Origin of the sequence: Andreprevotia lacus DSM 23236 (assembly GCF_900176275.1) — a bacterium.
GTDB classification, from domain to species: domain Bacteria; phylum Pseudomonadota; class Gammaproteobacteria; order Burkholderiales; family Chitinibacteraceae; genus Andreprevotia; species Andreprevotia lacus.
In genome coordinates, this window is sequence record NZ_FWXD01000013.1 from 69,263 (window position 1) to 84,508 (window position 15,246).

General features: G+C 62.2%; 10 protein-coding genes. 5 read left to right on the forward strand and 5 right to left on the reverse strand.

Annotated features, from left to right (window positions below):
* Positions 1-106: 106 nt before the first annotated feature.
* Entirely contained in the window at positions 107-1,267 is a 1,161-nt protein-coding gene (locus tag B9A19_RS12135) for a YbdK family carboxylate-amine ligase (RefSeq protein ID WP_084091063.1), read from the reverse strand.
* Between the two features lie 115 nt (positions 1,268-1,382).
* On the opposite strand from B9A19_RS12135, the gene uvrB reads away from it, so the two are divergent.
* The 5 genes from uvrB (at position 1,383) to B9A19_RS12160 (ending at position 12,581) form a co-directional block, all read left to right on the forward strand.
* Entirely contained in the window at positions 1,383-3,401 is a 2,019-nt protein-coding gene (gene uvrB, locus B9A19_RS12140) for an excinuclease ABC subunit UvrB (protein ID WP_084091064.1), read from the forward strand.
* 436 nt (positions 3,402-3,837) lie between these two features.
* The gene (locus tag B9A19_RS12145; RefSeq protein WP_373278010.1) at positions 3,838-6,039 is read left to right on the forward strand and encodes a glycosyl hydrolase family 18 protein; all 2,202 of its coding nucleotides are present in this window, start codon (positions 3,838-3,840) and stop codon (positions 6,037-6,039) included.
* A gap of 473 nt (positions 6,040-6,512) precedes the next feature.
* On the forward strand, positions 6,513-8,615 hold the full coding sequence (locus B9A19_RS12150; RefSeq protein WP_084091065.1) for a glycosyl hydrolase family 18 protein: 2,103 nt from the start codon (positions 6,513-6,515) through the stop codon (positions 8,613-8,615).
* 187 nt (positions 8,616-8,802) lie between these two features.
* Entirely contained in the window at positions 8,803-11,550 is a 2,748-nt protein-coding gene (locus B9A19_RS12155) for a DUF8508 domain-containing protein (protein ID WP_139798804.1), read from the forward strand.
* A gap of 188 nt (positions 11,551-11,738) precedes the next feature.
* Positions 11,739-12,581: a hypothetical protein gene (locus B9A19_RS12160; RefSeq protein ID WP_084091066.1), complete on the forward strand. Its 843-nt coding sequence runs from the start codon at positions 11,739-11,741 to the stop codon at positions 12,579-12,581.
* A gap of 21 nt (positions 12,582-12,602) precedes the next feature.
* Here B9A19_RS12160 and B9A19_RS12165 read toward each other — a convergent pair whose 3' ends face one another.
* From B9A19_RS12165 to B9A19_RS12180, 4 genes are all read right to left on the reverse strand, one after another.
* A complete protein-coding gene (locus tag B9A19_RS12165) occupies positions 12,603-12,860 on the reverse strand; it encodes a (2Fe-2S) ferredoxin domain-containing protein (protein ID WP_084091067.1) in 258 nt (85 codons plus the stop codon).
* 88 nt (positions 12,861-12,948) lie between these two features.
* Positions 12,949-13,512, reverse strand: a complete 564-nt coding sequence (efp, locus tag B9A19_RS12170) for an elongation factor P (protein ID WP_084091068.1) — start codon at positions 13,510-13,512, stop codon at positions 12,949-12,951.
* A gap of 45 nt (positions 13,513-13,557) precedes the next feature.
* Positions 13,558-14,670 carry an elongation factor P maturation arginine rhamnosyltransferase EarP gene (gene earP / locus B9A19_RS12175; RefSeq protein ID WP_084091069.1) on the reverse strand — a complete coding sequence of 371 codons (1,113 nt, stop codon included), beginning with the start codon at positions 14,668-14,670 and terminating at the stop codon, positions 13,558-13,560.
* A gap of 2 nt (positions 14,671-14,672) precedes the next feature.
* Positions 14,673-15,203, reverse strand: coding sequence for a gamma carbonic anhydrase family protein (locus B9A19_RS12180; RefSeq protein ID WP_084091070.1), 531 nt, complete (start codon positions 15,201-15,203; stop codon positions 14,673-14,675).
* Between the last annotated feature and the right edge of the window lie 43 nt (positions 15,204-15,246).

Genomic DNA, 15,246 nt, shown 5'->3' on the forward strand with positions numbered 1-15,246 from the left:
CCGACGGCCCGGCCCGCAAAGATCAACTTTACTGCTTCACGGCAGCACTTTCGCCCCACCGTTCGCGGTGGGGCTTTTTTTTGTCCCGCGCATTTCTGCCTGCGCGTCACACGGGGCTGGCTGCAGCCACCTTCGTCGTCCCTGGCAACAAGATCTCGCCTGCACCAAAGCATTGCGCCTGCCAGGCCAGCAAACGCTTCAGATCGCCATCCGCCTCTGCGACGATGTTGCGCATCACGTCGCTCAACATGTCGTCATGCAAGCGCTGGCGCATGCGCTGCAAGACCGCCGTGGCATCCAGCTCGCGCGCATAGGGTTCCAGCTGTTTAAGCAATGCTTCGGCGGCATCGACAAACGATTGCCGTTCGCCGGTATACGGGTTGACCATCTCACCCGCCAGGCCATAGCGGCAGGCCTGGAAACGGTTATAGGGATAGCTATCGTGCAGCGCGGTCAAGGGCTGGCTATCCAGCATTGCGGCGCACAGCACCTGCACCAGCCCGGCCATGTCGGCCGCCAGATCGACCGACAACGGTGTATCGAAAATGCGGAACTCGATGGTGCCGAACTCGGGTTTGGGGCGTACGTCCCAATAGAAATCCTTGATGCTGCCGACGATGCCCAGCTCGATCAGCCCGTTGATATAGCGCTCGCACTCGCCCCAGTCGGCAAAGTCCGGCATGGCCCCGGCGTAGGGAAACGGCGTGAGGCTGTGCAGGCGCGAGCAGGCAAAGCCGGTATCCACGCCCTCCTGATACGGCGAAGCAGCCGACAGCGCGATCAGCAACGGCACCCACGGCGTCACGGCACGGATCAGCGCGATGGCGGTTTCGGCATCGCCCGCGCCGATATGCACATGCATGCCGAAGATGGTGAACTTCTTGCTCAGATAGCCGAACTTCTCGCCCAGCCATTCGTAGCGCTCGGCGGGGAAAACCTCGCGGTCTTTCCAGTCCTGCAGTGCATGCGTGCCGCCGCCGGCAATCAAAATGCCGCATTCGGCCGCCAGCGCGCCCAGAAAGCCGCGCATGCCGGTCAACTCGTCGCGCAGACTGTGCCAGCGCGGGTGTACCGCACTGTTGAATTCAACCATGCCCTGGGTGATTTCCGGGCAGAACACGAAACGTGTGTCCTGCCGCACGCGCATCAGATCAAGCAGCGTGAGCGCAGCAGGCGCCATGGTGTAGTCTTGCGGGTCCAGCAGCATCAGTTCCAGCTCGATGCCCATGGTCAGCAGACTGCCCGACTTGAAAGGAGGCAGACTCATCCTGATCTCAACTCCTGCCTGGCAAGATCACATTCATGCAGGCTAACCCTGTGCCGCTGCCCGGCGCGAGGTAAAATTCCCCTTTTGCCGTTTCCCACCCGGTCAGGAGCACCAGATGTTCGTCGAATTTCCCGGCTCGCCGTACAAGCTGTTCCAGCCCTTCCCGCCCGCCGGAGACCAGCCCACGGCCATAGCCGGCCTGATCGAGGGGATAGACGACGGCCTGAAATACCAGACCCTGCTGGGCGTCACCGGCTCGGGCAAGACCTATACCATGGCCAACGTGATCGCCCGCACCGGGCGACCGGCCATCGTGATGGCGCCCAACAAGACGCTGGCCGCACAGCTCTATGCCGAGTTCCGTGAGTTCTTTCCGGAAAACGCGGTCGAGTACTTCGTGTCCTACTACGACTACTACCAGCCCGAAGCCTATGTGCCGAGCCGCGACCTGTTCATCGAGAAGGATTCGGCCATCAACGAGCACATCGAGCAGATGCGTTTGTCGGCCACCAAGGCGATGCTGGAACGGCCCGACTGCATCATCGTGGCCACCGTATCGGCCATTTACGGTATTGGTGATCCGTCCGAATACCACAAGATGATCCTGCATTTGCGCGAGGGCGAAAAACTGGCGCAGCGCGACATCATCAAGCGGCTGACCTCGATGCAGTACGACCGCAACGAGCTGGATTTCTCGCGCGGCCACTTCCGCGTGCGCGGCGACGTGATCGACATCTTCCCGGCCGAAAGCGCCGAGCTGGCGCTGCGCGTGGAGATGTTCGACGACGACGTGGAAAAACTCAGCCTGTTCGATCCGCTCACCGGCCATATCAGGCAGCGCGTCGGCCGCTATACCGTGTTCCCGTCCAGCCATTATGTAACGCCGCGCGACACCGTGCTGCGCGCGGTGGAAACCATCAAGGAAGAGCTGCGCGAGCGGCTGGAGTTCTTCTATCGCGAGCAGAAGCTGGTCGAGGCACAGCGGCTGGAACAGCGCACGCGCTTCGATCTGGAAATGCTCAATGAGCTGGGCTTCTGCAAGGGCATCGAAAACTACTCGCGCCATTTCTCCGGCAAGAAAGCCGGCGAGGCCCCCCCCACACTGATCAACTACCTGCCACCGGGCGCGTTGATGTTCCTCGACGAAAGCCACGTGATGATCGGCCAGGTCGGCGCCATGTACAAAGGCGACCGCGCACGCAAGGAAAACCTGGTCGATTATGGCTTCCGCCTGCCGTCGGCACTGGATAACCGCCCGCTCAAGTTCGAGGAATTCGAGCACATGATGCCGCAGACGGTGTTCGTCTCGGCCACGCCAGCGACCTATGAGGCCGAGCACCAGGGGCAGGTGGTCGAACAGGTGGTACGCCCTACCGGCTTGGTCGATCCGCAAATCGAGGTGCGCCCGGTCGGCACGCAAGTGGACGACCTGCTGTCAGAAGCCAACAAGCGCATCGCCATCGGCGAGCGCGTGCTGGTGACGACACTGACCAAGAAAATGTCCGAGCAGCTCACCGAATATCTGGCCGAGCACGGCGTGAAGGTGCGCTATCTGCACTCGGACATCGACACCGTCGAGCGTGTGGAAATCCTGCGTGACCTGCGGCTGGGCGTATTCGACGTGCTGATCGGCATCAACCTGCTGCGTGAGGGGCTGGATATCCCCGAGGTATCGCTGGTTGCCATTCTGGATGCCGACAAGGAAGGTTTCCTGCGCAGCGAGCGCAGCCTGATCCAGACCATAGGCCGTGCCGCACGTAACCTGAACGGCACGGCCATCCTCTATGCCGACCGCATCACCGACTCGATGCGCAAGGCCATCGACGAAACCGAGCGCCGCCGCGCCAAGCAGGTGGCCTTCAATACCGCCAACGGCATCGTGCCCAAGTCGGTAAACAAGCGCATCAAGGACATCATCGACGGCGTCTACAACGCTGAAGATGCAGCGGCAGCGCGGCTGGAAGCCAAGCGACAACGTTCGGTCGAGGACATGGACGAAAAGATGCTGGCCAAGGAATTGAAGCGCATCGAGAAGGAAATGATGGAAGCGGCCAAGAATCTCGAATTCGAGCGCGCGGCGGCACTGCGCGACGAATTGAAGCAACTGCGCGAGCGTGCTTTCGGCCATCAGTAATCCCGACCGGGCTCAGCGCACACCCGGCGTGCAGCCTCTGCGCTGTTGGCCGGCCGCAACGCATGGCGGCCGGCAGCTCCTGCCGTTCGTCGCCGCAATGTTACGTACTGTAACGAATAACATCAGGAAACCCTGATTAATTGTGGCCGCATCGGGACAAAGTGATACGCAAGCCTTTGATTATAAATAAGCGATTACGACAAATCAGAATTCTTGCATATTATTACAAGCGCATGAATTGACCCGCGCAACAACGTAAGCATTTGCCAATATACATCCTGCAGCGTACGCAAGTGTTGCATTGACATGACATTTCCATCCGCCGCTAATGGGCAGCGGGAACCCAATGGCATACCCAAAAAGTACGCCCGTTCCCGCCGCGATAACACCAGTCCATAACGCGGAAATCTTACAAATCAGAGAAGGAAATGTCGCAATGTCCATGCTTCGCTACAGCCTGGCAGTACTGCCCATGGCGCTTGCCGCCGTGTTTGCACACGCTGCCTATCCTGCCTGGCAGGAAGGAAATACCTACACCACCGGCACTTACGTGAGCTACAACGGCCACGACTACAAGTGCCTCGTGACCCATACCGCCTATGTCGGCGCCGGCTGGACCCCGTCCACCACGCCGACGTTGTGGCAAGACCTGGGCGTGAGCAGTGGCAGCACGCCGACCGCCACCCCGACCCCCACCGCAGCGCCGACTGCCGCACCGACCGCGACACCGGTTCCGACTGCTGCACCGACTGCTGCACCGACTGCTGCACCGACCGCCACACCGAAGCCCACCGCAACCCCGGCGCCGACTTCGGCCCCAACGGCTACCCCGGCACCCTCTGCCGGCTGCTACGCCGCCTGGGATACCAACACCGCCTATAACGGCGGCGCACAAGTGACCTACAACGGCCGCAACTACCAGGCCAAGTGGTGGACACAGGGCAACGTGCCGTCGTCCAACACCGGCGACGGCCTGCCGTGGACTGATCTGGGCGCTTGCGGTAGCGCAACCCCGACTGCCACACCGACCGCAGCACCGACAGCAACCCCGAAGCCGACGGCTACTCCGGTTCCGACCGCGACACCGACAGCAACGCCTACAGCCACCCCGACGGCCACACCGAAGCCGACCGCTACACCGGTTCCGACCAGCGCACCAACCGCCACACCGGTGCCGACAGCAACCCCGACGGCCACGCCGAAGCCCACCGCGACACCAGTGCCGACCAGCGCACCGACCGCCACCCCGGCGCCGACTGCAGCCCCGACCGCCACACCGGTGCCGAACACCAATGCCAAGCAAGTCGGCGCCTACTTCGCACAGTGGGGCATTTATGATCGTGCCTACTTTCTGAAGCAGACCGACACCAGCGGTGCGGCAGCCAAGCTGACCTTCATCAACTACTCGTTCGGCAACATCTACAAGCAGGCCGATGGCACCTTCAAGTGCGATTCGGTCACCAAGCTCGAACCGGGCTCGACCGATGCCAACGCACCGGAAGCCGGCACCGGCGGCGACGCCTATGCTGACTACGGCATGGGCTATGCCGCCAAGGATTCGGTGGATGGCAAGGCAGATGCCTGGGGTACCGATGGCAAGCAGATCTACCTGAAGGGCAACTTCAACCAGCTCAAGAAGCTGAAGGCCAAGTACCCGAACCTGAAGGTGGTCATCTCGCTGGGCGGCTGGACATGGTCACGCTACTTCTCGCAAGCGGCAGCCACCGACGCACAGCGCAAGGCCGTGGTGTCGTCGTGCATTGACTACTACATCAAGGGCAACCTGCCATTTGATGCGGGCGACAATGCCGGCGGCCCGGGCGTGGCTGCAGGCGTGTTCGACGGTATCGACATCGACTGGGAATACCCGGGCGGTGGCGGTCAGCCGTACAACACCTTCAGCGCTGCCGACAAGCAGAACTACACGCTGTTCTTCAAGGAGCTGCGCACCCAGCTTGACGCCTATGGCGCCACCACCGGCAAGCACTATCTGCTGACGGCAGCCATCGGCGCGGGTTCGGACAAGATCGCCAATACCGAACCGGGCCTCTACAGCCAGTATCTGGACTGGGTCAACCTGATGTCGTACGACTACCACGGCGCGTGGGAACTCGGCACGACCATCGGCGCCGGCACGGTGACGGACTTCCACTCCAACCTGTACAAGGACCCGGCCAGCCCGAACGTCCAGGCAGGCGGCACGCTGGCCACCTACAACACCGATGACGCGATCAACGCGTTGATTGCAGCCGGCATGCCGGCCAGCAAGATCAACCTCGGCATTCCGTTCTACGGCCGTGGCTGGGCAGGTGTTGCAGCGGGTCCGAACGGCAACGGTCTGTATCAGGCTGCACCCAAGGCAGGCGCTTGCACCGGCAGCGGTTGCGAAGCGGGTTACGAGGACTACCGCAATCTGGTGAACGCTGCCGGCAACGTGTATTACAACGCGGCCACCAAGCAGATGTGGAAGTTCAACACCGCCACCGGCACCTTCTACAGCTACGACGATCCGACCGTGATCCAGACCAAGATCGACTACGCCAAGGCCAAGGGTCTGGCAGGTCTGTTCAGCTGGTCGCTCGACGGTGACGACGCCAACGCCACCCTGACCAAGGCTACCGCGCTGATCAATCAGTAAGCGCAAGCATGGTCCGAAGAGCCCCGGCCACAAGCCGGGGCTTTTTCATGGCGCGCAGCAACCGCCGGGATGCTTTCCTCTTTTTTTCAAATATTGAATCAAAGCTTTCAATGTTGCTTGCATGCAACGGCCTTGCCAACTTTTTTACGGCAAAAGCACATCAGAATATGCCGATAATCGCATGCCGCCAAAAGACAAAAACAAACATAACTCATTGATTTTTATTGATCGATAGAAACAAACAAAAATACCGGTATTTATTTGCACGTACCGACACAAAACACCCCTCCGTAGTAAGGCATTTTCCCCGATCAGCCCTCGTCAGTTTGTGCGCTGCCAATTGACGCCACCCGGGACAAAGCAGTTAATCACGCCTAGCGCCCAGACCCGCGTCCACAAGACGGGTCAAGCCGCTGCCGCCAGTCCGATCCAAAACACGCGGCATTCATACAACCAAAGAAGGAAATGTCGAGATGTCCATGCTTCGCTACAGCATGGCAGCACTGCCGTTGGCGCTCGCCGCCGTATTCGCGCATGCTGCCTATCCTGCCTGGCAGGAAGGTACTACCTACACCGCTGGCACTTACGTCAGCTACAACGGCCATGATTACCAGGCCCTCGTGACTCATACCGCTTATGTCGGCGCTGGCTGGACCCCGTCCTCCACCCCGACCCTGTGGAAGGATCTGGGCGTGAGCAGCGGTTCCACACCGACTGCGACCCCGGCACCGACTGCAGCACCGACCGCCACCCCGGTTCCGGTCACCAGCGCACCGACCGCAACCCCGAAGCCGACCGCCACACCGGCTCCGACTGCCACCCCGGCACCGTCGGCTGGTTGTTATCAAGCATGGAACAGCGGCACCGCCTACAACGGCGGCGCACAAGTGACCTACAACGGTCGCAACTACACCGCCAAGTGGTGGACACAAGGCAATGTGCCGTCCAGCAGCACCGGCGAAGGCCAGCCGTGGACCGACAATGGCCCGTGCGGCGCAACCACACCGACTGCAACGCCGACTGCTACCCCGGCACCGACCGCAACACCGAAGCCGACCGCTACCCCGGTTCCGGTTACCGGCACCCCGGCACCGACAGCAACTCCTGCTCCGACTGCTACCCCGGCACCGACAGCCACGCCGAAGCCCACCGCAACTCCGGCTCCGACAGCGACTCCGGCTCCGACCGCAACGCCGAAGCCGACTGCCGGCCCGACACCGACCAGCGTGCCGAACACCGGTGCCAAGCAAGTGGGCTCCTACTTCACCCAGTGGGGCGTGTATGACCGCGCTTACTTCGTGAAGGAAATCGACACCAGCGGCGCAGCAGCCAAGCTGACCTTCCTGAACTACGCGTTCGGCAACATCTACAAGCAAGCTGATGGCACCTACAAGTGCGACAGCGGCATCAACAAGGCTGAGCCGGGCTCGACCAACGAGACCGCACCGGATGCCGGTACCGGCGGCGACGCATGGGCCGACTACCAGATGGACTACGCCGCCAAGGATGCAGTCGATGGCGTGGCCGACGTGTGGGAAGACAAGCTCAAGGGCAACTTCAACCAGCTCAAGAAGCTGAAGGCCAAGTACCCGAACCTGAAGATCGTCATCTCGCTGGGCGGCTGGACATGGTCCAAGTACTTCTCGGCTGCTGCGGCAAGCGATTCGCTGCGCAAGACACTGGTGTCGTCGTGCGTTGACGTGTACATCAAGGGCAACCTGAAGAAGTCGGGCGGTGATCCGGCCGGTGGCACCGGTGCTGCGGCAGGCATCTTTGACGGTATCGACATCGACTGGGAATACCCGGGCGGTGGCGGCCAGCCGTACAACATCAGCAACGCGGCTGACAAGCAGAACTACACCCTGTTCATGCAGGAACTGCGCAGCCAGCTGGATGCCTACGGCGCAGCCAACGGCGGCAAGCACTATCTGCTGACTGCAGCCATCGGCGCAGGTGTGGACAAGATCGTCAACACCGATCCGGCCGCGTACAGCCAGTACATGGATTGGGTCAACGTCATGAACTATGACTACCATGGTTCGTGGGAAACCGGCACCACCATCGGCGCCGGCACCGTGACCGACTTCCACTCCAACCTGTACCGCGATCCGGCCAGCCCGAACGTGGCAGCAGGCGGCAACGCAGCCAGCTACAACACCGACGACGCGATCAACAAGCTGGTTTCGCTCGGCATGCCGGCCAACAAGATCGTGATGGGTATCCCCTACTACGGTCGCGGCTGGGCAGGCGTTGCAGCCGGCCCGAACGGTGATGGCCTGTATCAGGCAGCACCGAAGGCAGGTGCGTGCACCGGCACCGGTTGCGAAGCAGGTTACGAGGACTACCGTAATCTGGTGAACGCAGCCGGTACCACGTACTACCACCCGGTGACCAAGCAGCTGTATAAGTACGCGTCGGGCACCGGCACGTTCTACAGCTACGACGATCCGACCGTGATCCAGACCAAGATCGACTACGCCAAGGCCAAGGGCTTGGGCGGCATGTTCAGCTGGTCGCTCGACGGTGACGACGCCACTGCAACGCTGACCAAGGCCATGTCCAAGGTTGCGCAGTAAGCGGCTTCCGCCCCATTAAAACCCCGGCTTCGGCCGGGGTTTTTTTATCCGTGCTTTCGTCTAGATGGTTATATAAGCCAGCAATTATTAATACCGTCGTCATATAAAGCGCAAAAAAACTTTGTATGTATGCAATACAGCCTCACTACCCTGCACGCGGTCTTTGTCCAACCTGGCTTATCCAAAAATGAAACTCAAACCCCTCGTGATTGCCTGCGCATGTGCGCTGGCCCTTCCCACCCAAGCTGGCGTCGTCATCAGCCAGATTTATGGCGGCGGCGGTAATAGCGGCGCGCAATGGCGCAACGACTACATCGAATTGTTCAATGCTGGAGACAGCGCAGCCGTGCTGGACGGCCTGAGCGTGCAATACGCCAGCAGCACCGGCACCAGCTGGGCGCTGACCAAGCTGGCCGGCACCCTGCAGCCGGGCCAGTACTATCTGGTGCAAGAAGCTGCCGGCGCCAACACCGCCGCCGCCGCCCTGCCCACAGCCGACACCGTCGGCACGCTGGCACTGAGCGGCACCACCGGCAAGGTGGCTCTGGTCAACGGCAGCACCGCCCTCACCTGCGGCGCCACTTGCGCCAGCAACGCTGCCGTGCTCGACTTCGTTGGCTTCGGTACCGCCAATGACAGCGAAACCGCTGCGGCACCGGTGCTCTCGAACACCACCGCCGCCCTGCGCGCGCAGAATGGCTGCAGCGACACCAACAACAACGCGGCAGACTTCACTGCTGGCGTGCCGCAACCGCGCAATACCGCCGCCCAGCCGGCAGCTTGCGGCGGCAGCACCACACCGACGCCGGTTCCGACCCCGACACCGTCGCCGACCCCCACACCATCGCCCACACCGGCACCGACCCCGACGCCGGGCAACACCCGCATCCATGACATCCAGGGCAGCAAGCACGTTTCGCCGCTGAACGGCCAGAACGTCAGCAACGTGCCGGGTATCGTGACCCTGGTGCTGAGCAACGGCTTCTACTTCCAGGACGACCAGCCGGACAACGACCCGCGCACCTCGGAAGGTGTGTTCGTCTTCACCAGCAGCAAGCCGGCCGTGGCCGTTGGCGACAAGGTACTGGTCAGCGCCAAGGTAACCGAATACCGCCCGGGCGGCAGCAGCGGCACCAATAACCTGAGCACCACCGAGCTGGCCAGCCCCAAGGTCTACACCGTATCCAGCGGCAACGCGCTGCCGCCGGCCGTGGTGCTGGGTAGCCAGCCGAACAAGGTAATCTGGGGTGGCGCAGCGGGTGATGTGGAAACCGCTGCCGCGCTCGACCTGAACAACGGCATCGACTACTACGAGTCGCTCGAAGGCATGCGCATCGAGATCGACAACGCCGTAGCCGTCGGCCCGACCAACAGCTACGGCGAAACCGCCGTGGTGGCCAATGCCGGCATCGGCAGCGACACGCGCACCCCGCGCGGCGGCGTCATCATCCGCGCCGACAACTACAACCCGCAGCGCCTGATCATCACCGATGGCAGCGTGACCCCGGCCAAGATGAACGTGGGCGACGGTGTTGCCCGCGTGGTGGGCGTGCTGGACTACAACTTCAGCAACTTCATGCTGCGCACCAGCGAAGTCACCCCGCTGGTCAGCGGCGGCCTGCAGCAGAAAACCACCCGCAAGCAGCGCAAGGAAGAACTGGCCGTTGCTTCGTTCAACGTCGAGAACCTGGCACCGGGCAACGACCCGGCCAAGTTTGCCCGTCTGGCACAGCAGATCGTCAGCAACCTGCAGACACCGGACATCGTTGGCGTGATGGAAGTGCAGGACAACAACGGCGCCACCGATGACGGCACCGTCAGCGCCAGCGACACCGTGGCCAAGCTGATCGCCGCCATCACCGCCGCCGGCGGCCCGAACTACGTCTGGCGCTCGATCGACCCGGTGAACGATCAGGACGGCGGCGAGCCGGGCGGCAACATCCGCGTCGGCTTCCTGTACAACCCGGCCCGCGTCGAATTCGTTGACCGCGCTGGTGGCACCTCCACCACCGCGGTTGGCCTGGCTACCTGCGGCACCGCAGTTTGCCTGACCACCAGCCCGGGCCGCATCCAGCCGACCGACGCTGCCTTCAACAGCAGCCGCAAGCCGCTGGTGGGCGAGTTCCGCTTTGCCGGCCAGACCGTGTTCGTGATCGCAAACCACTGGAATTCGAAGGGCGGTGACCAGCCGCTGTTCGGCCGCTTCCAGCCGCCGGCACGCAGCTCGGAAGTACAGCGCAACCAGCAAGCCACCATCGTGGCCGGCTTCGTGCGCGATCTGCTGGCACGTGACCCGAAGGCCAACGTGATCACCTTGGGCGACCTGAACGACTTCCAGTTCTCCGACGCGGTGAGCAAGCTCAAGGCCGCCGGTCTGAACGACCTGATCGAAACGCTGCCGGAAAACGAGCGCTACACCTATGTGTACGAAGGCAACAGCCAGGTGCTCGACCATATTCTGGCCAGCAGCAACCTCGCCAGCCGCGCCGAATACGACGCCGTGCACACAAACAGTGAGTTTGCCGACCAGACCAGCGACCACGATCCGGAAGTCGCCCGCTTCGCCATCGGCCCGGTGATCCCGGCGTGCTACGGCGCATGGAGCGCCAAGGTGGCCTATACCGCCGGCCAGCGCACCAGCGTGGGCACGGTGAGCTACGAAGCCAAGTGGTGGACGCAAGCCGAGAACCCGCAACAGAAGTCGGGCCAGTGGGACGTGTGGAAGAAGCTGGGCACCTGCAGCGCTGACGCAACGCAAGACCAGGTTCCGCCCCCGCAACCGTCGGCAACCGTCACCGACTGGACCATAGCCAAGGCCTATGCACTGGGCGACCGCGTGAGCTTCGAGGGCAAGACCTATGTCTGCACCGTGGCCCACATCTCGCAGGGTGACTGGCTGCCGGGCGTGGCCCCGTCGCTGTGGAAGCTGCAGTAAGCAGTCCTTGTAGTTAGCGTGCGGTGAAAAACGGGGCAGATGATCTGCCCCGTTTTTTTATCCATACCAACGTGCACATGCGCCGTCTGCATTCCCGGCATGCAGGCAAGGGGCTGCCGGCTTGCCTACACTGCCTTGGCTCGCGGCCACATGCTGCGTTTTCGATCATTGCTCACGGAGCCCCCGCAATGCGCCTCAGCCTTCCCGTCCTGTTGCTTGCCCTGTGTATCCCACCCTTGGCGACTGCGGCCTGCAAGAGCGGCGCACGCTGCAAGCAGCCGCCGGCCAAGCCAGCTGCGGCAACGCCCGCAGCACCGTCAGTGCCGCTCACCCCGCTGGGTACCGCCGGCATCTACGATGTGCGCTACGGCCAGTTCTCCGGGGTCTATACCTTGCTCGACGACGGGCATTTCTCGGGCGTGCACTTCATAGCCGGGCGGCTGGTTGGCCACCCGCACGGGCAGCTCAGCACCGCCAATTCGGTTGATCACCTGGAACCGATTGCCTGGGCCAACTTCATCGATGACTACGCGCAAGTCGGCGCGCAGGAAACCAACCCCAGCTTCGGCCGCAGCTTTGATGCCACCGAACTGAAAGTCACCATCAAGGGCGGCTTTGGCACCTTCTCCACCAGCCAGCAGGAACAAAAAACCTACGCCATGGACGACAACCGCAGCCTGTATGCGCAGGCTGCCCCGCTGGCCACGCTGGCAGGCAACTACAGCGGTTATCTGCGCACGGTCGGCATCGGCAAGCCGGCGGAGGACTTCAAGTCCTTCCAGCTTGGCAGCGATGGGCATTTCACCGTGCAGGCCGTGGATTGCAGCTTTGACGGCCAGCTCACGCCATACAAGAACACCGGCGTATTCGAGGTAAAGGTGAACACCGCAGGCACACAATGCAAGCTGGCCGGGCAACTGGCCGGCCTGGTCACGCCGCTGCAGATTCAGGCATCCGGCACGCGACTGGCGGTGCAGCTGGACGACGCCAGCAATGCGCAGACGGCGGTATTCATCCTCGCCAGGAAGTAACTGGCAGGCGCAGGGGCAGCCTCAGCGGGAATCGGTCACTTCGGCCAGGATGTCTGGAATATCCGCATCCGTAACACCAGACCACAGATCGCCCCCCACTTCCTTCACATTCGGCCCGATCTCGCACAAGCCCATGCACGGAATACGCATGATGGTGATGTCGAGCCCACGCGCGGCAATGGCGGCTTCGAAGGCATCGGCCAGCGCGTGGCTGCCGCGTGCGGCACACGAGGGCTGGTGATCGAAGCGGCGGTTGATGCAGATGGCGATGCGTTTCATTCTGTCAGTGTAAACCCGGGCGATCCGGCCGGCAGTGGTCGAAAAAAAACCGCTCGAACGAGCGGTTTTTTCCGGAACAAAGCAACGCTCAAGCGCGCTTCTTGAATTCCATGGTGCGGGTGTCGATTTCGATCTTGTCACCGATTTCGATGAATGCAGCCACCGGCAGTTCGAAGTTCGAGCCCTTCAGCTTGCCCGGCTTCATGACCTTGCCCGAAGTGTCGCCACGCACGGCCGGCTCGGTGTATTCCACTTCGCGCACGATGGTGGTCGGCAGTTCAACCGAGATGGCCTTGCCGTCGTAGAAGGTCACTTCGCATTGGTCTTCCATGCCGTCAACGATGAAGTTGACTGCGTCGCCGACGTTTTCAGCTTCGACTTCGTACTGGTTGAACTCGGTGTCCATGAACACGAACATCGGGTCAGCGAAGTAGGAGTAGGTGCACTCTTTCTTTTCGAGCACAACCACGTCGAACTTTTCGTCGGCCTTGTATACGGCTTCCGAGGCGGAGCCCGACAGCAGGCTCTTCATCTTCATTTTCACAACAGCGGCGTTACGGCCGGACTTGTTGTATTCAGTCTTTTGGACGACGAGCGGTTGGCCGTCGACCAGGATCACGTTGCCGGAACGGACTTCTTGTGCGGTTTTCATGCGAAAAAATTCCTGATTGCTGCTAGGGCTGGAAAAGGTAACTCGCTATTTTAACAGGGTCTTTACGAACCTGACCAGATTGCCGGCGAGATCACCGTGCGATTCCAGCCCGGCGGCCCAATCCCGCGCATGCCGTTGCCATGCCGGAAGCGCTGCCGATGCGGCCTGCCAGCGTGGCTGCATGTCTTGTTCGTGGTTCCACGTCTGCATCAGTGCGTCGCAGGCACTCCCGCCGGCATAGCGGGCCAGAAAGGCATCGAGCTTGAGCAGATGCGCGTCTTCTTCCTGCCGGTAGATGTGCCAGACGAACGGCTTGCCGGCCCACTGCGCACGCACGAAGCTATCCTCGCCGCGCACGAAATTGAGGTCGCAACTCCACAGCAAGCGGTCGTAGCCATCCTGCTCGAGCATGGGCAGCACCTGCACAGTAAGCACGCCGCGCGTCATGGCAGCCCGCGCCTGCAGCGGCATGCCAGCCCAGTCTGCCACCTGCGGCAGCAAACGCCCCACCGGGAGATAGCAATGCACAGGCTGCGGCCCCGCTGCCCAGGCATCCAGCAAGCTGGCGGCAGCGGCGTTCTCGTAGGCAAACAGCGATACACGCAGGCTACCCGCCACCGGCGCAGCCCCCAATCCGGCCAGCCATGCGTCCGCATTCTGCCCCGACCATGCGGCGCGGGCGCGGCGCATGGCCTGTTCGCCCAGTACGCCGCCGGTTTTGGCGGTAAAGCCGGGGAAGAAGAAGTATTTTTTCAGGCCACCCGGCTGTGGGCTGGCAAGCTGGTGACAGCCCTCCACCCAGTCCTCGGCGCTCAGGTATTCCAGGTTCAACCACACCGGTGCCACCGGGCGGACGCGCATCGCGGTAATGGCGCTGGCTGGTAGCTCGCAGGCGAAGGCTTCGATCACCACCTCACCCACGTCATCTACTTGCACGTCGGGCAGCCAGTGCCGCACCGTCACCTGCCCCAGTTGCTGCACAGCCTGTGCCGCATCGATACCGGAGCAGATATGCGCAAAGCTGGCGAGGTCGTCCACCCAGAGCGTGACGGCGATGCCGTATTCTGCCGCCAGCTGCCGCGCCAGGCGCCAGCACACGCCAATGTCACCGTAGTTATCGACCACGCGGCAGAATACATCCCAGCGTGGCAAGGCCATGGTCACGAGGCGACGTGCTTGTTCATCAACCGCACATAGTGCGCGGCCGAGTAGTTGAAGTGGTTCAGTTCATCATCGGTCAGCGGGCGCACCGCCTTGGCCGGGCGGCCCACATACAGATAGCCCGATTCGAGCACCTTGCCCGGCGGCACGAGGCTACCGGCACCGATCATCACGCGGTCCTGGATCACCACGCGGTCGAGCACGATGGTGCCCATGCCCACCAGCACCTCGTTGCCTATGGTGCAGCCGTGCAGCATCACGCCGTGGCCGATGGTGACCCGATCACCGATGATGAGCGGCGCACCGTCCGGGTCATCCGCGCGCTTGTGGGTGACGTGCAGCACGCTGCAGTCCTGCACATTGCTGTCGACACCAATGCGGATGTGGTTCACGTCGCCACGCACCACCGCGCCGGGCCAGATCGACGCGTTGTCGCCCAGCACCACGTCGCCGATCACCTGTGCCGAATCATGCACCCACGCACCCTGCCCCAATTGCGGCACAATGCCATCAAACTTGCTGATTGCCATGCTGTCCCTTCCTTGAAATTGCCGCGCTGGCGCGCATCTTCAA

Bases quoted from the DNA above. Each gene is read 5' to 3' on its own strand.
- B9A19_RS12160 (WP_084091066.1), top strand. From the start codon at position 11,739: ATGCGCCTCAGCCTTCCCGTCCTGTTGCTTGCCCTGTGTATCCCACCC.
- B9A19_RS12135 (WP_084091063.1), bottom strand. From the start codon at position 1,267: ATGAGTCTGCCTCCTTTCAAGTCGGGCAGTCTGCTGACCATGGGCATC.
- B9A19_RS12180 (WP_084091070.1), bottom strand. From the start codon at position 15,203: ATGGCAATCAGCAAGTTTGATGGCATTGTGCCGCAATTGGGGCAGGGT.
- earP (WP_084091069.1), bottom strand. From the start codon at position 14,670: ATGGCCTTGCCACGCTGGGATGTATTCTGCCGCGTGGTCGATAACTAC.
- B9A19_RS12145 (WP_373278010.1), top strand. From the start codon at position 3,838: ATGTCCATGCTTCGCTACAGCCTGGCAGTACTGCCCATGGCGCTTGCC.
- efp (WP_084091068.1), bottom strand. From the start codon at position 13,512: ATGAAAACCGCACAAGAAGTCCGTTCCGGCAACGTGATCCTGGTCGAC.
- B9A19_RS12165 (WP_084091067.1), bottom strand. From the start codon at position 12,860: ATGAAACGCATCGCCATCTGCATCAACCGCCGCTTCGATCACCAGCCC.
- B9A19_RS12155 (WP_139798804.1), top strand. From the start codon at position 8,803: ATGAAACTCAAACCCCTCGTGATTGCCTGCGCATGTGCGCTGGCCCTT.
- B9A19_RS12150 (WP_084091065.1), top strand. From the start codon at position 6,513: ATGTCCATGCTTCGCTACAGCATGGCAGCACTGCCGTTGGCGCTCGCC.
- uvrB (WP_084091064.1), top strand. From the start codon at position 1,383: ATGTTCGTCGAATTTCCCGGCTCGCCGTACAAGCTGTTCCAGCCCTTC.